Origin of the sequence: Myceligenerans pegani (genome assembly GCF_014892515.1) — a bacterium.
In the GTDB taxonomy this organism is placed as follows: Bacteria; Actinomycetota; Actinomycetes; order Actinomycetales; family Cellulomonadaceae; genus Myceligenerans; species Myceligenerans pegani.
Window position 1 is genome coordinate 134135 of the sequence record NZ_JADBGR010000088.1, and the last position, 20938, is coordinate 155072.

16 protein-coding genes are annotated in these 20938 nt (G+C 73.1%); 11 read left to right on the forward strand and 5 right to left on the reverse strand.

All coding sequences use genetic code 11. The features are described 5' to 3' along the window. The first annotated feature begins 61 nt into the window (after positions 1-61). Entirely contained in the window at positions 62-427 is a 366-nt protein-coding gene (locus tag IIE03_RS13975; protein WP_192863362.1) for a MerR family transcriptional regulator, read from the forward strand. Positions 428-531: 104 nt separating this feature from the next. Here IIE03_RS13975 and IIE03_RS13980 read toward each other — a convergent pair whose 3' ends face one another. The 3 genes from IIE03_RS13980 to IIE03_RS13990 form a co-directional block, all read right to left on the reverse strand. Continuing rightward, the gene (locus IIE03_RS13980) at positions 532-3219 is read right to left on the reverse strand and encodes a VanW family protein (RefSeq protein WP_192863363.1); all 2688 of its coding nucleotides are present in this window, start codon (positions 3217-3219) and stop codon (positions 532-534) included. Positions 3220-3287: 68 nt separating this feature from the next. Further along, positions 3288-3563, reverse strand: a complete 276-nt coding sequence (locus IIE03_RS13985) for a hypothetical protein (protein WP_192863364.1) — start codon at positions 3561-3563, stop codon at positions 3288-3290. 111 nt (positions 3564-3674) lie between these two features. Continuing rightward, the gene (locus tag IIE03_RS13990; RefSeq protein WP_192863365.1) at positions 3675-3968 is read right to left on the reverse strand and encodes a hypothetical protein; all 294 of its coding nucleotides are present in this window, start codon (positions 3966-3968) and stop codon (positions 3675-3677) included. 204 nt (positions 3969-4172) lie between these two features. Between IIE03_RS13990 and glgX the strand changes: the two genes are divergently transcribed. Then, positions 4173-6344, forward strand: coding sequence for a glycogen debranching protein GlgX (gene glgX / locus IIE03_RS13995; RefSeq protein WP_192863366.1), 2172 nt, complete (start codon positions 4173-4175; stop codon positions 6342-6344). Between the two features lie 10 nt (positions 6345-6354). After that, positions 6355-8196: an alpha-amylase family protein gene (locus tag IIE03_RS14000; RefSeq protein WP_192863367.1), complete on the forward strand. Its 1842-nt coding sequence runs from the start codon at positions 6355-6357 to the stop codon at positions 8194-8196. Between the two features lie 40 nt (positions 8197-8236). Here the strand turns inward: IIE03_RS14000 and zapE are convergent, their stop codons facing one another. Beyond that, positions 8237-9316 carry a cell division protein ZapE gene (zapE, locus tag IIE03_RS14005; RefSeq protein ID WP_318842976.1) on the reverse strand — a complete coding sequence of 360 codons (1080 nt, stop codon included), beginning with the start codon at positions 9314-9316 and terminating at the stop codon, positions 8237-8239. Between the two features lie 95 nt (positions 9317-9411). After that, entirely contained in the window at positions 9412-10143 is a 732-nt protein-coding gene (locus tag IIE03_RS14010) for a Rossmann-fold NAD(P)-binding domain-containing protein (RefSeq protein ID WP_192863368.1), read from the reverse strand. Between the two features lie 118 nt (positions 10144-10261). Between IIE03_RS14010 and gndA the strand changes: the two genes are divergently transcribed. From gndA to IIE03_RS14050, 8 genes are all read left to right on the forward strand, one after another. Further along, entirely contained in the window at positions 10262-11695 is a 1434-nt protein-coding gene (gndA, locus tag IIE03_RS14015) for an NADP-dependent phosphogluconate dehydrogenase (protein ID WP_192863369.1), read from the forward strand. Next, complete coding sequence (locus tag IIE03_RS14020; RefSeq protein ID WP_318842977.1) at positions 11692-13008, forward strand: carboxylate--amine ligase; 1317 nt, start codon at positions 11692-11694, stop codon at positions 13006-13008. Before gndA ends, IIE03_RS14020 begins: the two co-directional genes overlap by 4 nt. Positions 13009-13339: 331 nt before the next feature. Next, a complete protein-coding gene (locus IIE03_RS14025) occupies positions 13340-13780 on the forward strand; it encodes a DUF805 domain-containing protein (RefSeq protein ID WP_192863370.1) in 441 nt (146 codons plus the stop codon). 289 nt (positions 13781-14069) lie between these two features. Next, positions 14070-14702, forward strand: coding sequence for a DUF3000 domain-containing protein (locus tag IIE03_RS14030; protein ID WP_318842978.1), 633 nt, complete (start codon positions 14070-14072; stop codon positions 14700-14702). Next, positions 14699-15937, forward strand: coding sequence for an HRDC domain-containing protein (locus tag IIE03_RS14035; RefSeq protein WP_192863372.1), 1239 nt, complete (start codon positions 14699-14701; stop codon positions 15935-15937). Before IIE03_RS14030 ends, IIE03_RS14035 begins: the two co-directional genes overlap by 4 nt. Before the next feature lie 131 nt (positions 15938-16068). After that, positions 16069-17169: a lipid II:glycine glycyltransferase FemX gene (locus IIE03_RS14040; protein ID WP_192863373.1), complete on the forward strand. Its 1101-nt coding sequence runs from the start codon at positions 16069-16071 to the stop codon at positions 17167-17169. A 281-nt stretch (positions 17170-17450) separates the two neighbouring features. Then, on the forward strand, positions 17451-18701 hold the full coding sequence (locus tag IIE03_RS14045; RefSeq protein WP_192863374.1) for a thiolase family protein: 1251 nt from the start codon (positions 17451-17453) through the stop codon (positions 18699-18701). Next, positions 18698-20836 carry a 3-hydroxyacyl-CoA dehydrogenase NAD-binding domain-containing protein gene (locus tag IIE03_RS14050; protein WP_192863375.1) on the forward strand — a complete coding sequence of 713 codons (2139 nt, stop codon included), beginning with the start codon at positions 18698-18700 and terminating at the stop codon, positions 20834-20836. The genes IIE03_RS14045 and IIE03_RS14050 overlap by 4 nt, the downstream gene beginning before the upstream one ends. Positions 20837-20938 lie beyond the last annotated feature (102 nt).

Consider the following 20938-nt stretch of genomic DNA (forward strand, 5'->3'; position numbering starts at 1 on the left):
CGCTGGAACCTGTCACCGACGTCAGATGCGAGGTTGGGACGCGAATCTCGGGAGGCCACCCATGCGGATCGGGGACCTGGCGGCGCGGAGCGGCGTGAGCGTGCGCTCGCTGCGCTACTACGAGGAGCAGGGCCTGCTCGCCAGCACGCGTAGTGCCGGCGGCCAGCGCACCTACGACGACGACGCCCCGGCCCGCGTCGAGTTTCTCCAGCGTCTCTACGCGGCGGGCCTGTCGAGCAGAACCATCGCGGAGGTCCTGCCCTGCGTCGAAACCCCCAGCCGCGAGAACACCGAGGACGCGTTCCTGCGCCTGCGGACGGAGCGGGACCGCCTCTCGGAGCGCATCGAGGACCTGACCCGCACGCGCGACGCGCTCGACGGGCTCATCGAGGCCAACCGCCGGCACGCCTCCGCGATCGCGTCCTGAGACGCGCGTCGCGACCGCACAGGATCGCTCGGTCGGTCGTTTTCTGAGTGATCGGCAGATCGAACGATCGATCGTTCAGGAGGTGACCGACCGAGCGGCTGTCGTCAGCCCTCCGGGCCGGGCGGCGTCGGCGCCGTGTCGTCGCCTCCCGGGTTCTCCGGCGGGTCCGGCGGCGGGGGCGCGACGCACGCCAGGGCGTGGTCGGGGCGGTACGTGGTGGTGTACGAGCGCTCGATGACCACCTTGCCGTCACTGATCCGCTCGACCTTGCGGTCGACGGTGATCGTGAAGCCCGGCTGACCGCCCGCGTAGGCCACGCACCCGGGATCCGTGCTGTTCACCACGCCCGCGGGCACGATGTTCCGCTTCTCGCCGTCGGTCCAGGTGTTCCTGAGGTGCTTCGTGCTCCAGATCCGCACGTGGAGCTGGTTGTCGGCCACCCAGGACTGCAGCACGGCACCGTACGGCGTGTTGTTCCGCACCTTCATGTCCTTGCTCCCGACGGCGATCGTGGCCTCGCGGCCGGCCGGGTACCGCTCGAACCAGTACGAGTGCGGGTGATGCTCCACGTCCTCGAACCCGGCGATCATCGCGGCGTTGTACGTGGTGGTCGCCATCTGCGACAGGCCGCCCCCGACACCGTCGATGTGCTGTCCGCCGATGATCATCCCCGAGGCGACGTACCCGTTCGCCAGGGTGATCGGGGACAGCGCCGAGACGAGGGAGAACGTCTCGCCCGGCCGGATCAGGTCACCCGTGATCATCTCGGCGCCCCGGATCAGGTTCTGGGTGCGCACGTAGTCGCTCGTCAGCGGCGTGGAGAACTCCGCGACGACCTCCTCCACCCCCATCGCCCGCAGCGCCTGCGTCGAGTTCTCGGGGGTCTGCCGAACCACCTCGAGGGTCGCCGTACGGTCGTCGCCCAGCGCCGCCGCACGGATCGCGGCGCGGGTGGGCTTGTCGGCGAGGGTGGTGCCCAGCTCGCCGCCGACCACCTCGGGCCGGCCGGACGCGAAACCGAACTGGGCGCCCTCGGCCGCCGTGAGCAGGTCGTCGGTCCGCTCGACGATCGCCTGCGTCAGCGTCGCGCCGTCGAACCGCGGGGCGAGCGCGCCGTCCTTCTCGACGAAGCTGACGGCCGCCGCCAGGACCTTGGGCGGCAGCTGCGCGCTCTGCCCGCCGACCTTCACCTCGACGGGGCCCGAGACGATCTGCTCGGCCTGCGCCACGGCGGCCTCCGTCTCCTCCCGCGTGATCTCCGGGGGAACCGCCCGTGTCGGCAGCTCCACGGGGCCGTCCGCGACCAGCCACGCGGAGGTGATCGCCCGGCCGGCCGCGCCGGGGTCGATCCGCGTGCCGTCCCGGGCCGGGGTCGACGCCGGCTCGATACCGGCGAACTCGACGGCGCCGTCGACCGGGTCGACGGCCATCGAGTCCTCCAGCCCGCCGACGGCGGACGCGAACACGTCGTCGTCCACGTCGAGGACCGGGACGGCGGGCCCGGCCCCGAACAGGTGCCGCCACATCCGCGCCGGGCTCAGGCTGAATCCGGTGAGCGAGTCCGCGGTGGCCTGCACGTCCACCGCCAGCCCGGCGGCGACGGGATCCAGCGTGGTCGAGGCCTCGCCGGCGACCAGCTCCAAGGGCTTCGCCGCGAGTTCCGCCAGCGCGCCGGCGAGCGTCGCGGCCGCCTCGGCGGTGCTCTGCCCGCCCACCTCGGCGCCGGCGACCGTGGTTCCCTTCGGCACGACGTCGGCGTGCGCGACGGCCACGATCGCGTAGACCGCGAACAGGACGACGACGGCGGCGACCGCGCCGATCCCGATCCTGCGGTTCCGCGTGGCGGTCCTGGCGTGCCCGGCCGGCTCACCGTCCGGCCCGGCTCCGGTCCACCATCCCCGCAGATCATGTGCACGCCGGACGACGGCGGTGCGCGCGGAACCGTAGAGATCGCGCGCCGGGGACGCGGGCGGGGCGGGCATCGGGAACGGCGGCACGTCCCCGTCCGGCACGGGGGCGGGCTCCGCCGCCGGGTCCGACGGCGGTGCGGGGTCGGTCGCCGGCGCGGTGGGCGCAGGGCTCACCCGGGCCGCGTCCTCCGTCGCGGCCTCGACCAGAGCCAGTGCGATCACCTGCACGTCGATCGGCGCGGCGAAGGCCGTCTCGGACTTCCCGTCGTCGACCAGGTCGACATCGGCATCGGCCGCGTCGTCGGCATCGCCGGCCAGGCCGGCATCGGCCGGGTCGACGTCGTCGGCCGGGTCGGCCGGGTCGTCGTCGGCCGGGTCCGCTCCGGCGTCGTCCCGGCCGTCCGGGCCGCCGACCGTCGCGGCATCGGCCGGCACCTCGGGCCCGGGGTGAGGCACAGTCGTCTCCGGGCCGTCGGACTCCGACGGCTCCGGCCGATCCTCGGCGTCGGTGCGCCGGGCCCTGTCCGGCGCCCGGGATTCCGACGGCTCCGCTGTGGGCGCCTCGTCGCCGGGCACTTCATCGCCGGGAACGTCATCACCGAGCATCTCGGGAGTCGTGCCGGACCCGTCCGGCGCACCGTCGCTCGGCAGCGGGGCAGCCGGCGTCTCAGCTGCCGGCGCCTCGACCGATGCCGACGACTCGACCGGCGCCGTCTCGTCGGCCGTCGCCTCGTTCCTGGACGCTTCCTCGGCGGATGGGCCGGGGCTCGACGCCTCGTCGTCCGGCGCCGCCTCGTCCGCCTCCTCCGGGTCCGGCGACGCGGGTTCCGGTTCCTGCGGCGTCGGGTCGAGCGTGGTCGAACGAGGCGAGGGTCGGTCCATCAATCAATCTCCGTGCTGCTCAGCTGGGAAGAATGGGGAGATTGTCGCAGATCCGGACCGCCGCCTCGTCACCCCGGCCGGCGGTCGGCCCCCACCTCGATGAGGCGGGGCATCCCGGGCGGCGCGACCTGGCTCACGGCCAGGTAGCGCGCCTCCGCCCGGTGCAGGCGGATGTGCTCGTCGAGCGACCAGTCGGGCCCGTTGGTCAGCACCATCCCGCAGGAGCAGTCGGTCTCCACCCGGCCCCCGGGCAGGTGCCGCAGCTCGCCCACGGTCACGTGGGAGGCGCGGGCGTCGGCCTTCGCGCGGTGCATCGCGGCGCTGACGGGCGAGGTGTCTTCCACGGCGCCCAGGTTACGGGCCGCCACGGACCTCGTCGTCCGGCGCACGCGCTTCGGCCCCGGGACCGATCACCGGACCCGCCGCGCGCCGTCGGCCAGGCGCCGCCTCGGCGCCTACAGTTCCTCCGGGTCGTCCCAGGAGACGCCGCTCGAGTCCCCCGTCATCGGGTGCAGTTCCTCCGCCGCGAGGCGCTTCGGCGCCTTCGTCGCGTCGCCGCCGCCCAGCAGTTCGCTCCGCGTCGGACGCCGCTTCGGCGGCCGCGGTGCGATCCGCGCGTACGACGCCGGCGACTCCTCGGCCAGCTCCGCGCCGATCGCCGACGGTGCGGCGCCCTCGACACCCGCCTCCTCGGCCCCGGACTCCGCGTCGGAACCGTTCGCCTGCGACTCCCCAACCTCGATCACCATGTATCGATCCTTGCAGCCGACGACGGCAGATGCCCGCGCAGGAGCGATCACCCACGGGCACGACACCGCCTCGACACACTGTGTTCGCACTCTGACCAGCAACAACACCCCGCGCAACCGGCGCGGCCCCGCAGCACGCGCCGCGGCGCGACACGGCGCGGAGGCTCTGGGCGTGGCGCCGGGGCAGGTGTGATGATGCTCCGTATGCAGACCTGGCCCGGCCGCGCGTACCCCCTGGGGGCCACCTTCGACGGCACCGGCACGAACTTCGCGCTCTTCTCCGGCGTCGCCGAGCGGGTGGAGCTGTGCCTCGTCGCCGACGACGGCACCGAGACCCGAGTGGACGTGACCGAGGTGGACGCCCACGTCTGGCACGTGTACCTGCCCGGCGTCGGCCCCGGGACCCGCTACGGCTACCGCGTGCACGGTCCGTACGATCCTGCCCGCGGCCACCGCTGCAACCCGGCCAAGCTCCTCCTGGACCCGTACGCCAAGGCGATGGACGGCGACGTCGACGGCGACGCGGCGCTGTTCTCCTACCCGCTCGACCGGCCCGCCGACGCCACGGCCCGTGGGGCGGTACCGACGACGACGGACTCCGCCGGGCACACCATGACCTCGGTCGTGGTCAACCCGTTCTTCGACTGGGGCCACGACCGCCCGCCGGCCACGGACTACCACGACAGCGTCATCTACGAGGCGCACGTGCGCGGCATGACGATGCGGCACCCGGACGTCCCGCCCGAGCTGCGCGGCACCTACGCCGCCCTGGCCCAGCCGGCCGTGCTCGACCACCTGGCGAGCCTCGGCGTGACCGCGGTCGAGCTCATGCCGGTGCACCAGTTCGTCACCGACCCGTCGCTGCGGGCGAAGGGCCTGACCAACTACTGGGGCTACAACACCATCGGCTACTTCGCCCCGCACAACGGGTACGCGGGCTACGGAACGCGCGGCCAGCAGGTCATGGAGTTCAAGGCCATGGTCAAGGCGCTGCACGAGTCCGGCATCGAGGTGCTGCTCGACGTCGTCTACAACCACACGGCCGAGGGCAACCACCTGGGCCCGACCCTGGGCTTCCGCGGGATCGACAACGCCGCCTACTACCGCCTCGTCGACGACGACAAGGCGCACTACTTCGACACCACGGGCACCGGGAACTCCCTGCTCATGCACTCCTCTGCGGTGCTCCAGCTCATCATGGACTCCCTGCGGTACTGGGTGGAGGAGATGCACGTCGACGGCTTCCGGTTCGATCTGGCCGCGACCCTGGCCCGCCAGTTCCACGAGGTGGACCGCCTGTCGGCTTTCTTCGACATCGTCCACCAGGACCCGGTGGTCTCCCAGGTCAAGCTCATCGCCGAGCCGTGGGACCTGGGCGACGGCGGGTACCAGGTGGGCGGGTTCCCGCCGCTGTGGACCGAGTGGAACGGACGGTACCGCGACACCGTGCGCGACTTCTGGCGCGGGGAACCGGCGACCCTGCCCGAGCTGGCCAGCCGCCTCACCGGCAGCAGCGACCTGTACGAGCACACCGGCCGGCGTCCCGTGGCGTCGATCAACTTCGTCACGGCCCACGACGGGTTCACGCTCACCGACCTGGTCTCCTACAACAGCAAGCACAACGAGGCGAACGGCGAGGGGAACGCCGACGGCGAGAGCCACAACCGCTCCTGGAACTGCGGCGCCGAGGGGCCCACCGACGACGCCGGCGTCAACCGCCTCCGTGCCCGGCAGCGCCGCAACATCCTCGTCACGCTGCTGCTGAGCCAGGGCGTGCCCATGCTCTCCCACGGCGACGAGCTCGGCCGCACCCAGCACGGCAACAACAACGCGTACTGCCAGGACAACGAGCTCACGTGGATGGACTGGGACAAGCCCGACGACGAGCTGCTCGACTTCGCACGCCGCACGGTCCGCCTGCGCCGCGACCACCCCGTACTGCGCCGGCGGCGCTTCTTCGAGGGCACGCGCGTCGGCGCCCTGGCCGACATCGAGTGGCTCGACCTGACCGGCGACCGGATGGACGACACCGACTGGCACACGTCCTACGCCCGCACCGTCACCGTCTTCCTCAACGGCGACGCGATCACCGAGACGGACGGCCGCGGCGAACCCATCGTGGACGACTCGTTCCTCCTGCTGCTCAACGCCCACTCCGAACGCCTGGACTTCACGCTGCCCCCCGAGGGCTACGGAGCCGCGTGGACGGTGGTGCTCGACACGGACGACAACGCGGTTCCGGGCACCGAACTCGGCGCGGGCGCCACCCTGCCGGTGACCGGACACAGCGTGGTCGTTCTCACCCGCCCCGCCCGCGACCCGGCCGCCCGGGCGTCCGGGTCCGGGTCGACTCGCCCTTCTCGCGCAGCCGACTAGGCTTGCCGCCGTGACCGGCTCGAGCTCCGACCCGTCCTTCGGGTCCCCTCCCCCGCCCGGCACCGCCCCCGAGTCGTCCGTCCCCGGCCGCCGCCCCGTGGTGTGGGCGCCACGCGCCCGCGTGGTCGAGGTCCTCCTGCCGTACGACCCGGACGAGGAGCCGGAGCACCTGCCCCTGCGCCTGGTCGGCGCCGACCACCCCGGCAGCTGGGGAGCCGACGTCGACCTCCCCCACGGCACCGAGTACGGCTTCTCCGTCGACGGCGGCCCCCTCCTGCCCGACCCCCGGTCGGTCTGGCTGCCCGACGGCATCCACGGCCCCAGCCGGGTCTTCGACCCGACGGTCTTCGAGTGGTCCGACGGTGCCTGGTCGCCCCCCGACCTGACTGCCGGCGTGCTGCTGCACGTCGACGTCGCCACCTTCACCCCCGGCGGCACGTTCGACGACGTCGCCCGCCATCTGCCCGACATCGCCGGCCTCGGCGTCGACGGCATCGAGATCGCCCCCGTCGCCGCCTACGACCCCGACGAGGGCCCGGCCGGCGGTGTCCGGCTCCACTCGGTGGCGCAGGACCTCGGCGGCCCCTCCGGCCTGCAACGCCTCGTCGACGCCGCGCACCAGGCCAAGCTCGCCGTCGTGCTCAACGTGCCCTACCGCTGGGCCGTCACCGACGAGCTCGGCCTCGACGCGTTCGGCCCCTACTCGACCGGCCGGCAGCCCACCCGGCCCCGCACCCGGGTGGACGACCAGATCGCCGCCACCCGCGCCGCCCAGGCCATGCGGCCCCGCACCGGCCAGATCCCGCTCGCCCGCCCCCGCACCGGGCCGATCAACCTGAGCGCCGCCCTCGGCGCCGCGCGCCTGCGCCGCCCCGGCCGGCCACCCGCCCGCATCGGCTCCGGCCCCACGATGCGCACCGACGCCGCGCTCACCCGCATCAACCTCGACGGCAGCGGCAGCCTCGGCCCTCGCGGGTTCCTCATCGACAACGCGCGCCACTGGTTCCACACGTTCCACCTCGACGGGATCGTGCTCGACACGCCCGCGCTCGCCGACCGCGCGCAGATCCCGTTCGTCCAGGAACTCGCCGACTCCGTGGTCCACGAGGGCGAACGGGCCCAGCGCCGGTACGCCCTCTACCTCGACGGCCCCGGCCTGAGCGACCGTCTCACCAGCACCGTCGCCGGCCTGCTGCTGCAGCCCGGACGCCCCGAGCACATGGCCACCGTGCGCATGCTCGCGGAGACCCTCGCGCCGTCCGTGCGCCGCGCCGCCCGGCAGGGGCCGCGCCACAACCGGCGCAGCATGCGGCGCGCCGGGGCCGCCGTCGTCGAGGACATCACCCGGATGCCGGGCGCGGCGCTCGCCGTGCCCTGGGCGGACGAGGAGAGCCCGGCCCGCGCCCTGCTCGACGTGGACGACGTCGACGTCCGCGCCAGCCTGCTGGCCTTCGCCGTGCTCGCCGGGACGCCGCTCGTCCTCGACACGGAGCACCTGCCCGTCGTGCCGCGCACGGCCGAGGAGCTGCGCCTGGCCAAGTGGGCGCGCGTGCTGCTGCGGCTGCGCCGCGCGATCGTCACGGAGCTCGAGCTGCCGCTGGACATCCGCTCGTCCACGGACTCGACCGTCCTGGCCGTCGTGCGGGGGCGGGGCGCCCTCGTGCTGAACACGTCGGGGGCGCTGGCGGCCCTGCGGATCTCGACGCTGCTGCGGCCGGGCGAGGGCGCCATCGGCGCGCCGTCGCCCCAGGAGTTCCGCCTCCAGGCCGCCTGGGAACCGGGCGCCACCCGCCTCGTCGGCGACACGCTGACGGTCCCGCCGCGCATGGTCGCGGTGCTCCGGGCGGACTGAGCGCCCCGGCGCGAGGAGTCCCGGCGCGCTGTACGACCGATCAGACCGACGGCGTCCCCGGAACGCGGCTCAGGCGGCGGCCCTCTTCCGCCAGCGCGCCCAGGCGGGAGAGCGCGCGGTAGTACTTCTTGCGGTAGCCGCCCGCGAGCATCTCGGGCGTGAACAGGCCGTGCTCGCCCGATCCGCCGAGCAGCACGGGGACGTCCCGGTCGTAGAGCCGGTCGACGAGCACGACCAGCCGCAGCGCCACGTCCTGCCGCGTCACGGGCCGCACGCCGGTCAGCGCCACGAGCCGCACGCCGTCCAGGAGGGCGCCGTACCGCGACGGGTGGACCGTGGCGAGGTGCGCGAGCAGGTCGTCGAACGCGTCGAGGGTGGCGCCGTCCCGGCCGGCCACGGCCGCGGCGACCTCGGGGTCCGGCAGCGGCCGCGTGTCGGTCACGACGGACCGGTGCCGGTAGTCCTCGCCGTCGACCCGCAGCACCTCGAAGCGCGCCGCGAGCGCCTGGATCTCGCGGAGGAAGTCCTCGGCGGCGAAGCGGCCCTCGCCGAGGGCGTCGGGCAGGGTGTTGGAGGTGGCCGCGAGCGCCACGCCGCGGTCGGCGAGCTCGCGCAGGAGGCGGGACATGAGGGTGGTGTCGCCGGCGTCGTCGAGCTCGAACTCGTCGATGCACACGAGGCGCCGGGCGGCGAGGGCCTCGACGGTGGGGAGGAAGCCGAGTGCCCCGACGAGGTTGGTGTACTCGACGAAGGTGCCGTAGGTGACCGCGGCCTCGCCGAGCTCGGCGGTCACGGCGTGGGCGAGGGAGGTCAGGAGGTGCGTCTTGCCGACGCCGAACCCGCCGTCGAGGTAGACGGCGGGGGCGGAGGTCTTCCTGCGGAAGACGGCGAAGGGCCTGGGCCGGGCGCCGGCGACGACCTGTCCGGCGACTTCCTCGAGCCGGGCCAGGGCGCGAGCCTGGCTGGCGTGGCCGGGGTTGGCGCGGTAGGTGGAGAACCGGGCGGAGGCGAAGTGGGGCGGCGGGACCATGTCGTCGACGAGCCGGTCCGCCGGGACCTCGGGCCGGACCCCCGTCAGGGAACGGGTGGTGGTCGGCGCGCCGTGGTCGGTGACTGTCACGGCATCCCACGTTACCGTCGCCGCCCGCGCCCCTCACGCCCCGGAGACCAACCTCACACGCGCGGCCGGCGGGATGCCGTGCGGTCGCGAGGGGCTCAGACGTGGACGACGGCGGGGGTGGCCGGGTTGTCGAGGATCGTGGTCAGGGCCGTGGCGACGGCGGCCGGGGGGACCGTCCGGTCGGGGGTGACGTTGCGGTCGTCGCCGGCGACCGCGTGGTCGACGACGAGTTCGTGGAAGCGGACGCGCCCGGACCCGGATGCGTCGTCGCCCGTTCCGGGCGCCGTCTCCTCCAGGTTCAGTACCTGGATCAGCATCGCGAGGCCGGCGCCCGTGACGTTGATCGCTCCCGAGCCCGCCATCGGTTCGGCGCGGGCGGCGCCGTTGAGCACGACGTAGGCGGGGTCCGGGTGCGCGGAGTCCCGCAGGAGCGGGACGAGGGCGCGGACGGTGGCGAGGTGGGCGGTCAGGTGGCTGTCGAGGGTGGCGCGCCAGCCGTCGAGGTCGGGCTCGTCGAGCAGGCGTGCGCCGAGCTGCCAGCCGCCGATGGCGGCGGCGACCCCGCCGGGGAGCGGGAGGCCGTCGCGGGCGCAGGTGTCCCGGACGGCGTCGCCGAGTCCGGCGGCGTCGGCGTAGGTCACGGGGCGGACGAGGCCCGGCCTCGGACCGCCGCCGGGCACGAGTGCCGGGAGCGGCCGGCGGGACGCGGCGAGCACCGTGCGACCGGTGCGCGCGAGGGCGGCGACCAGCCGGAGGCCGACGTAGCCGCCGGCGCCGGCCACGACCACGGGCGCGGAGGTCGTGGCGGTTGTCGTCTCGTTCGTCACGGCCCCGACGCTACCGGGCGCCGCGCCGGTCCGGTCAGGAGGTGGACACGCCCTGGCACGTCGCGCGGGCGGAACTAGGCTGGCCGGGACTGATCCGTCCGCACGACAGGAGCGCACATTGTCAGCACGAGCACAGATCGGCGTCACCGGCCTGGCGGTCATGGGCCGCAACCTGGCCCGGAACTTCGCCCGGAACGGGTTCACGGTGGCGGTGCACAACCGCTCCTACGCCCGTACCGAATCCCTCGTGGCGGAGCACGGCGACGAGGGCGACTTCGTGCCGTCGGAATCGCTGGAGGACTTCGTCGCGTCGCTGGAGCGGCCGCGCAAGGTCGTGGTCATGGTCAAGGCGGGCGCCCCGACCGACGCGGTGATCGACGAGCTGGTGCCCCTCCTGGAGGAGGGCGACATCGTGGTCGATGCCGGGAACGCGCACTTCCCCGACACGATCCGCCGGGAGAAGGCGCTGGCGGCCCACGGCCTGCACTTCGTGGGCACGGGCGTGTCCGGCGGCGAGGAGGGCGCGCTGAACGGCCCCTCGATCATGCCGGGCGGCACGGCCGAGTCGTACGAGTCCCTGGGGCCGATCCTGGAGAAGATCTCGGCCCACGTCGACGGCGTGCCCTGCTGCACGCACGTCGGGCCCGACGGCGCGGGTCACTTCGTCAAGATGGTGCACAACGGCATCGAGTACGCCGACATGCAGCTCATCGCCGAGGCGTACGACCTGCTGCGGCAGGGCCTGGGCGCGTCGGCGGCCGAGATCGGCGACATCTTCGCCGAGTGGAACCGGGGCGATCTCGCCTCGTTCCTCGTGGAGATCACCGCGGAGGTGCTGCGGCACCAGGACGCGGCCACGGGCCAGGCGTTCGTCGACGTCGTGCTGGACCAGGCCGAGCAGAAGGGCACCGGGCGCTGGACCGTGCAGAACGGGCTCGACCTCGGCGTCCCGATCACCGGCATCGCCGAGGCCACGTTCGCCCGCTCCCTGTCCGGTTCGGTGCCGCAGCGCGAGGCCGCCGCGAACCTGCCCGGGCACACCGCCGGCTGGGAGGTGAAGGACCGCGACGCCTTCGTGGAGGACGTCCGCCAGGCGCTCTACGCGTCCAAGGTGGTCGCCTACTCGCAGGGCTTCGACCAGATCGCGGCGGCGTCGGCCGAGTACGGCTGGAACATCGACCGCGGGGCGATGGCCCGCATCTGGCGGGGCGGCTGCATCATCCGCGCCGGGTTCCTGAACCGGATCACCGAGGCGTACGAGCGTGCCGAGGACCTGCCGCTGCTCATCGCCGACGAGTACTTCGCCGACGCGGTCAGCGCCGGCCTGGCGTCCTGGCGCCGCGTCGTCGCCGGTGCCGCGCAGGCGGGTATCCCCACCCCGGCGTTCTCCTCGTCCCTGGCCTACTACGATGCGGTGCGCGCGCCGCGTCTTCCCGCAGCTCTCGTGCAGGCGCAGCGGGACTTCTTCGGTGCGCACACGTACCGTCGCACGGACCGCGACGGCACGTTCCACACCGACTGGTCAGGTGACCGCACGGAGGCTGAGGCGTGAGGGGATTCCCCAAGGATCTGAACGAGGCGGGCGGCGCGGGGTCGCCGGCCGCCTCGATCACCGGCGACAACACGATCGCGGTGGGGGTCGGCGGTGACGTCGGCACCTATGCCCTGGTGCGGGCGTTCCACGAGCAGTACGGGATCACGGGCGTGGTCCTGTCGTCGGTCGCGACCCGGCCGATGCAGGACTCGGCGATCGTGGAGAACGTCGTCGTGCCGGGCCTGGACGACACGGAGACGTTCCTGTCGTCGCTGGAGGAGGTCGCCCGCCGGCACGCGGGCAAGCGGCCGATCCTGCTGACCAACGCGGACTGGTTCGTCCGCGAGGTCATCGTGCACCGCGAGCGGCTCGACGCGGCCGGGTTCGTGACGCCGTACCCGAGCCTGGAAGTACTGGAGCAGGTCTCCAGCAAGGAGGGCTTCGCCGAGGTGTGCGAGCGGCTCGGCATCCCCACGCCGCGGACCGTCGTGGCGGACATCCCGAAGCTCGTCGCCGGCGGCGGGCGCGCCGCCGTGGCGGACCTGGAGCTCGACCTCCAGTTCCCCCTCATCGGCAAGCCGTCCAACAGTGCGGACTGGCACTACGTGTCGTTCCCGGGCAAGGCGAAGATCCACCACCTGAACGACCGCGCGGAACTCGACGAGGTGCTGGGGCACCTCGTCGACGCCGGCTACCCGAGCGCGTTCCTGGTGCAGGAGTTCATCCCGGGCGACGAGACGCAGATGCGGTCGCTCACCGCGTACCGCGACGCGTCGGGCACGGTGACCTTGCTCGCCACGGGCCGGGTGCTGCTGGAGGAGCACACGCCCGGCACGCTCGGCATCCCGGCCGCGATCCTCGTGGAGCCGTACGACGACGCCATGGAGGCGGCCACCCGGTTCCTCGACGCGACGGACTACGTGGGCTTCGCGAACTTCGACTACAAGCTCGACCCGCGCACGGGCAGGCACGTGTACTTCGAGGTGAACCCGCGCATCGGGCGGAACAACTTCTACGTGACCGCCGGCGGGGCCAACGTGGCGCGCGTGCTCGTGGAGGACCAGGTGCTGGGGCGGCCGATCCAGCCGCTGCGGGCGACGAGCGAGGTGCTGTACACGGTGGTGCCGTTCGGGCTGCTGCTGAGGTACGTGCTCGACCCGGAGCTCAAGGCCCGCCTCAAGCGCCTGAAGTCCGAGGGCAAGGTCGTCAACCCGCTGAAGTACGACCGGGACAGCGGCCTCAAGCGGCGCCTGATCGTCGAGGCGATCACGCAGAACTACCGGCGCAAGTACGCGCAGTACTACCCGGAGCCGACGAGCACGGGGTACTGACCGGCGGCGGGCACGACGGCGATCCGCTGTGGGCCGCGTCCGTGCGGAGTCTCTCCGGGCGGACCCGGCCCCGGGCGGTGACGTGTCGACGACGGGCCGTGGCGGCGGGNCCGCCGCCACGGCCCGTTTCTGGCGTCTCCTCTGTCGCAGCCTCCGTCGTCTCCGGAGCCGCGGCACGCGCGAGTCCCCCCGGAGTCATAACGATTCGGCGTCGGATCGTGGAGTTTTGCCCGTGGAAGGCCGGAAACGGTGTGAAGAATCTGTGCGAGCCGCCAGACTGTGTGCCGAATGGGTGATGTCGGTCATCACCCCCGTCACAGAGAGGTCTCACATGTCCTTCATGGAGTCGATCCGGACCGTGCTGTCCAAGTATGCGGACTTCAACGGCCGGGCGCGCCTGTCGGAGTACTGGTGGTACGCGCTGGCCTACACGGTCGTCATCCTCCTCGTCGAGGCGATCTTCGTCTTCCCCGCGATCGGCCAGATGTCCGCGGCCACGGCGACCGACCCCACCGCGACGACGGTGCCGCCGATGATGGTCGTCGGGTACGTGATCGTCTCGATCATCGCGCTCGGCCTGTTCCTGCCGTCCCTCGCCGTGTCGGTCCGCCGCCTGCACGACAGCGACAAGTCCGGGTTCTTCATCCTGCTGGGCCTCATCCCGTTCGTCGGCCCGATCATCGTGCTCGTCCTGATGGCCCTGCCCGGCACCGCCGGCCAGAACCGCTTCGGCCCGGACCCGAAGGCCGCCGAGGTCCCGGCCCAGGCCTGACGGCACGGCACGCCGGACCCGAACCGGACCCAGCCGGCCCGACGACGCGCCGGCTGACAGGCCGGCTGGCGCCGGCACGACCACGACATCCTGGGTGGTGGGTGCGATCCCATCACCCGGGATGTCGTGGTCGGCGGTCACGTCGGCGGCGCCGCGAGGGGTCGCGGCGGTGACCTGGGCGTGGGCGCGGGTGATCGACGCGGGCGCGGGTCACGATCTGGGCACGGACGGCCTCGGATGTCCGCGTGGCGGCCCGGACGCGGCGGCGGCGGCGCGTACCGTGCTGTGCGTGAGCAATGACGTGCCGGCCGAGTTCGCGGACGCCCTCGCCGATCTACGCGGCCAGGGTGTGCGGCCCGGGGTGCATGTCGAGGAGATCGCGGCCCCCGTGCGCGTGGCCCCCTACAGCGTCGCGCTGTCCGGCGAGGTGACCGACGACGGCACCGGGGCCGGCGCGGCGCCCGCCGACGATCCCGTCGCCACCGGGAGATTCGTGGTCCTGCACGATCCCGCTGGGCAGGAGTCCTGGCAGGGCACGTTCCGGGTCGTCACCCTGGTGCGCGCCACCCTCGAACCGGAGATGGCCGCCGATCCCCTGCTCGCCGACGTCGCCTGGTCCTGGATCCCCGAGTGCCTGGACCTCGCGGGGCTGCGGCCCGGCGCCGACGTGCTCGCGGAGGGCGGGACCGTGACCCGCGTGCTGTCGAAGAGCTTCGGAGCGCTGTCCAGCACACCCGACGCCGTCGACCTGGAGCTCCGCGCCTCGTGGACGCCCGTCGGCACCCACCTCGGCGCCCACCTGCAGGCCTGGACGGCACTGCTGTCGACCGCCGCCGGAATACCTCCCCTGCCGGCCGGCGTCACGGCGATCACCAGGCGCTTTTCCGACCGTCCCCAGCGCCCGCATACGGTGGGCCCATGAACGAACCCCCTGCGCCCAGCGCCGACGACGGCGCAGCGGTCACGCCGCTGACGGAGCCGGCCGGGGGCCTGCCTCCCGTGACCACACGGCCCGACGAGCTCGAGAAGGTCGCCGACGCGTTCGCCCGCGGCACCGGTCCCGTCGCCGCCGACGCGGAGCGCGCCTCCGGCTACCGCTACGGCCAGGCCACCTACCTCGTCCAGCTGAAACGCGCGGGCGCCGGGATCGCCCTGGTCGACCCGGTGGCGCTGCCGGACCTCTCGATCGTGAGCGACGCCGTGGGGGACGCCGAGTACGTGCTGCACGCCGCGTCGCAGGACCTGCCCGGCCTGAACGAGCACGGCATCGTCCCCGCGCGCGTCTTCGACACGGAACTCGCGGCGCGCCTGCTCGGGTTCGAACGGGTCGGCCTGGCCGCCGTCGTCGCCGAGACACTGGGCCTCGGCCTGGCCAAGGAGCACTCCGCCGTGGACTGGTCCACCCGCCCGCTGCCCGAGGACTGGCTGCGCTACGCCGCCCTCGACGTCGAGGTTCTGGTGGAGGTCCGGGACGACCTCGCCGCGCGCCTCGAGGCCGCCGGCAAGGCCGAGTGGGCCGCCCAGGAGTTCGAGGCCGTGCGGACCGCGCCTCCGCCTCCCCCGCGCGTCGACCCGTGGCGCCGCACCTCGGGGATGCACGTCCTGCGCAGCCCGCGCCAGGTCGCCGTCGTCCGCGCGCTGTGGGAGGCGCGCGACGCGACCGCCCGCGCGCGCGACATCTCACCCGGCCGCGTCCTGCCGGACCGCGCGATCGTCGCCGCGGCACGCGCGATGCCCCGCACCGCCGGACAGCTCGTTGCCCTGCCCGAGTTCGCCGGCAAGGGCATCCGCCGCCGGGCCGGGTACTGGCAGCGCGCCATCGACGGGGCGCGGGAGCTCCCCGAGAACCGGCTCCCCTCCGTGCGCGGTCCCCGCACCGACGGACCGCCCGCGCCACGGCTGTGGGGCGATCGCGACCCGGTCGCGGCCCGGCGCCTCAAGTCAGCGCGCGAACTCGTCGCCACCCTGTCCGAGCGGCACGCCGTCCCGGTGGAGAACCTCCTGCAGCCGGACGCGCTGCGCCGGCTGTGCTGGAAGCCGCCCGAGCCCGCCGATGCCGACGCGATCGCGGAGTTCCTCCGGGAGCGCCGGGCCCGGGAATGGCAGGTGAGCCTGCTGGCGGCGCCCCTGGCCGAGACACTCGCGGGAATTCGCTGACCTCTTCGTGGATGTACAGACCTGTCGTCGGAATCTCCTTGAGTTCCACTCCGGGCGCGTGCCTCGTTCCTCGGCCCCCACCCTGCGTTTCACTCTTCGTCGATCTCCGTCCCTCTCGATAGAGTCTGACCATGCCAGCCTCCGCGACACCCTCGTCTGCCACGTCTGCCGCCGCTTCCGTCTCCGTCGAGGTCGTCACCGAACGATCCGCCTGGGACCGTGAGGTGAACGGGCTCGGGGGCCATCCGCTGCAGCTGTGGGGCTGGGGCGAGGTGAAGTCCGCCGGGGCCTGGACCGCGCACCGGCTGCGGATCATGTCGGGCGGTCACACCGCCGGCCTGGCACAGGTCCTGGAGCGCTCCCTGCCCGCGCAGTTCAAGGCGCTCACCTACGTGCCGCGCGGGCCGGTCGTGGCGCACCTGGACGGGGCGAACACCATGCGGGCGGTGTTCGGCGTCGGCGACTCCGCCTCGCGCGACCTCGTCACGAACGCCGTCGTCGAGTGGGCGCGGGAGAACGTGGGCGGCGTGGGCATCACCCTCGAGCCGGACTGGCCCGTCGGCACCGGGATGAACCTGCCGAACCGCCGCTACGCACCGAACCCGGTGCTGTACCCGTCCACGCTCATCCTCGACCTGCGCAAGAGCGAGGACGAGCTGATGTCGGCCATGTCGAAGAAGACGCGGCAGTACATCCGCAAGTCGCTCCGCGAGGACCTGGAGTTCCGCGAGGTCACCACCTCCCGGGAGATCGACGCGTGCCTCAAGATCTACCACCAGACGGCCGAGCGCGCCGGGTTCGGGCTGCACTCCGACAGCTACTACCACCTGGTCAAGACCGAGCTCGGGGCCGCCTCCCCCATCTTCGCGGCCTTCGCCCGCTCGTCGGAGGACGGCCCGTACGACCGCCCCGTGTCGTTCGTGTGGTTCGCGGCGTCGGACACGACGTCGTTCGAGCTGTACGGCGGCATGAACGACGACGGCATGGACCTGCGCGCGAACTACGGCCTGAAGTGGCACGCCATCCGCGCCATGAAGGAACGCGGCGTCATCCGCTACGACGTCAACGGGCTGCTGAACGACGGCATCTCGAACTTCAAGCGCGGCTTCGCCAAGCACGACGACGAGCTCGTGGGCAGCATCGACGTGCCGTTCTCCCGCTGGTACAGCACGTGGAACAGCGCGCTGCCGACCGCCAAGAAGGTGGTTCGCAAGCTCCGCGGCGGCCACTGAGCTCTGTCTGCCCGAGCCACTCTGCTTTCCCGAGCCGCCGGGCTCAGCCGTCCTCGGCTCGTACCTCGCCTGCGGGCGGCTTCGCTACGCTTCGCCTCCGGCGGCCGGGGACCGGTTGGGTCGGCAGGAGACGAGACCGAGGGAGGCTGAGACTCGATCTCACGGCTCGGTGAACTCAGTCTCGTCAGGGCTAGGTTTTTTACCGATACCCGGGGTAGCGTGTATCGCGAGCACCGAGCGGCGTCGCTGAGGGACGCCGCCGTCCGACCAAGGAGCTGCCCATGACGGCCACATCCGCGCCCACGCGCCGGACCGTACGCGACGTCGTCTTCGTCGACGGCGTCCGTACCCCGTTCGGCAAGGCGAAGCCCGACGGCCTGTACGCCGAGACCCGCGCCGACGACCTCGTCGTCAAGCTGATCCGCGAGCTGCTGCGCCGCCACCCCGAGCTGCCCGCCGAGCGCATCGGCGAGGTCGCGATCGCGGCCACCACCCAGGAGGGCGACCAGGGCCTGACCCTCGGCCGCACCGCCGGCGTCCTGGCCGGGCTGCCCGACACCGTGCCCGGCTACGCCATCGACCGCATGTGCGCGGGCGCCATGACCGCGGTGACCACCACCGCGGGGTCCATCGCCCTGGGCGCGGCCGACATCACCGTCGCCGGCGGCGTCGAGCACATGGGCCGCCACCCCATGGGCTTCAGCGCCGACGTGAACCCGCGCTTCGTCGCCGAGAAGCTCGTCGACCCGCAGGCCCTCAACATGGGCGTCACCGCCGAGAACCTGCACGACACGTTCCCGCGGCTCACCAAGGAACGCGCCGACGCCTACGCCGTGAACTCGCAGGCCAAGTACGCCAAGGCACTGGCCAACGGCAACATCGACCCCGACCTCGTGCCGATCGCCGTGCGCTCCACGGAACTGGGCTGGGGCCTGGCCACCGCCGACGAGCTGCCCCGCCCGGAGACCACGATGGAGGGCATCGCCGACCTCAAGACGCCGTTCCGTCCCGGCGGCCGCGTCACCCCGGCGACGTCGTCCCCGCTGACCGACGGCGCGACCGCGTCGCTCCTCGCGGCCAGCGACACGGCCGCCGAGCTCGGCCTCCCGGTACGGATGCGCATGGTGTCCTACGCGTTCGCGGGCGTGGCTCCGGAGATCATGGGCTACGGCCCGGTGCCCGCCACGGACAAGGCGCTCGCGAGCGCGCGGCTGACGATCGACGAGATCGGCCTGTTCGAGATCAACGAGGCCTTCGCCGTCCAGGTGCTCTCCTTCCTCGACCACTACGGCATCGCCGACGACGACCCGCGCGTCAACCCGTACGGCGGGGCCATCGCGATGGGTCACCCGCTGGCGTCGTCGGGCGTGCGCCTCATGACGCAGCTCGCCCGCCAGTTCGAGCAGCACCCCGAGGTCCGCTACGGCATCACCACCATGTGCGTGGGCCTGGGCCAGGGTGGCACCGTCGTCTGGGAGAACCCCCACCACGCCGACTACACCGGCCACACCAGCGAGGAGAACGACAAGTGACCGAGAACGCCCCTGCCGAGCGCGTCACCCACGCCCTCGTCCGCGACGTCACCCTCCCGGGCGGGGCCGGCACCCTGGCCCTCGTCACGCTGGACAACGGCTTCGACCACACCAAGCCCAACACCCTCGGCCCGCAGGGCATGGCCGAGCTCACCGCCGCCCTGGAGGGCGTGCGCGAACGTGCCGCCGCCGGCGAGCTCGCCGCCGTCGCCGTCACGGGCAAGCCCTACTTCCTCGCCGCCGGCGCGGACCTCAAGGGCGCCCAGACCATCGCCAGCCGCGACGACGCGCTCGAGCTCGGCCGCGCCGGGCACCGCGCCTACTCGATCCTCGGCGACCTGCGCGAGCAGCACGGCGTCCCCACGTTCGCCTTCGTCAACGGCCTGGCCCTGGGCGGCGGCCTGGAGGTGGCGCTGAACTGCGACTACCGCACCGTCGCGTCCGACGCGGGCGGCCTGGGCCTGCCGGAGGTCTCCATCGGGCTGGTCCCGGGCTGGGGCGGCGCCTACCTCGTGCCGCACCTGGTCGGCATCGAGAAGGCGATCGACGTCATCTTCACGCGGCCGGCGTCGCAGAAGCCGTACAAGCCCGCCGAGGCGCTGGAGATCGGCCTCGTCGACGCGCAGTTCGACGCCGCCGACTTCCTCGAGCAGTCGATCCTCTGGGCCGCCAAGGTCCTGACGGGTGAGGTCGAGGTGACCCGCCGCGAGCTGGACCCGCAGCCCGTGTGGGACGCCGTCACCTCGGGCGTGCGGCAGCATCTGAAGGCGACGATCGGCGGCTCGCGCCCCGCCCCGTACCGCGCGCTCGACCTCGTCGAGGGCGCCCGCAACGCCACGCGTGCCGAGGCGTTCGAGGCCGAGGACGAGGCGCTGGCCGACCTCATCATGTCCGACGAGATGCGGGCGAGCGTGTACGCGTTCAACCTCGTCTCCGGCGGCAAGAAGCCCCACGGCGCACCGGACCCGAAGATCGCCCGCCCGGTGACCCGCGTCGGCATCGTCGGGGCCGGCCTCATGGCGGCGCAGATCGCGTTCCTGTTCGCCCAGCGGCTGCAGGTGCCGGTGGTCATGCGCGACCTCGACCAGGAGCGCGTGGACAAGGGCCTCGACTTCGTGCGCGGCACGGCCGAGAAGCTCGTGGGGCGCGGCAAGCTCACCGAAGGCGCCGCGAGGCGCATCGTCGCGTCGGTGTCCGGCACCACGGACATCCAGGAGTTCGCCTCGTGCGACTTCGTCATCGAGGCCGTCACCGAGGTCATGGGCCTGAAGAAGAAGGTCTTCGCCGAGCTCGAGGACATCATCTCCCCCGAGGCCGTGCTGGCCACGAACACGTCGGCGCTGTCGGTCAGCGAGATGTCGGCCGACCTGCGGCACCCCGAGCGCGTGGTGGGCATCCACTTCTTCAACCCGGTCGCGCAGATGCCGCTGGTCGAGGTGATCCACGCCGACAAGACCTCCGACGAGGCGCTCGCCACCGCGTTCGGCATCACGAAGAAGCTGCGCAAGACGGCGGTCCTGGCGGCCGACCGTCCGGGCTTCGTCGTGAACCGCCTCCTCATCCTCGTCATGGGCAAGGTGCTCGAGGCGATCGAGAACGGCACGCCCGTCGAGGTCGCGGACCGCGCGCTCGCGCCGCTCGGCTTCCCGATGCCGACCTTCGAGCTCACCGACCTCGTCGGCCCCGCGGTCGCGGACCACGTGCTCACCTCGCTGCGCGAGGACCTCGGGGATCGCATCCCGACCTCGCCCGGCCTGAAGCGGATCGTGTCCGAGGGGACGCGCATCGTGCTCGACGCGCCCGGCAAGGGCCTGCCCAAGCCGGTCGACCCGGCCGTGCAGGCGGCGTTCGGCGAGGCGCTCGAGCCGGGCACGACGGGCCGCAACGGCACCCCGGTGCTGGACGGCCCGGGGGTGCTCGACGCCGTCCTGACCGCCACGGCCACCGAGATCGGCCTCATGCTCGACGAGCAGGTGGTCGCCGGCCCGCAGCAGATCGACCTGTGCATGATCCTCGGCGCCGGCTGGGGCTTCCACACGGGCGGCATCACCCCGTACCTGGACCGCACGGGCTACAGCGAGAAGGTCCTGGGCAGGCGTTTCCTGCCCGACGGCGTGGCGAACGTCCCGGCCTGACCGGGCCGCGCTCACGGTGCCCGGGGAGCGCGCCCGTGAACCAGCTGGCTCATGGGCGCGTTTCCGCCGGATTTGTCGCGCTTTAGGTGGTGGGCTCGGTAT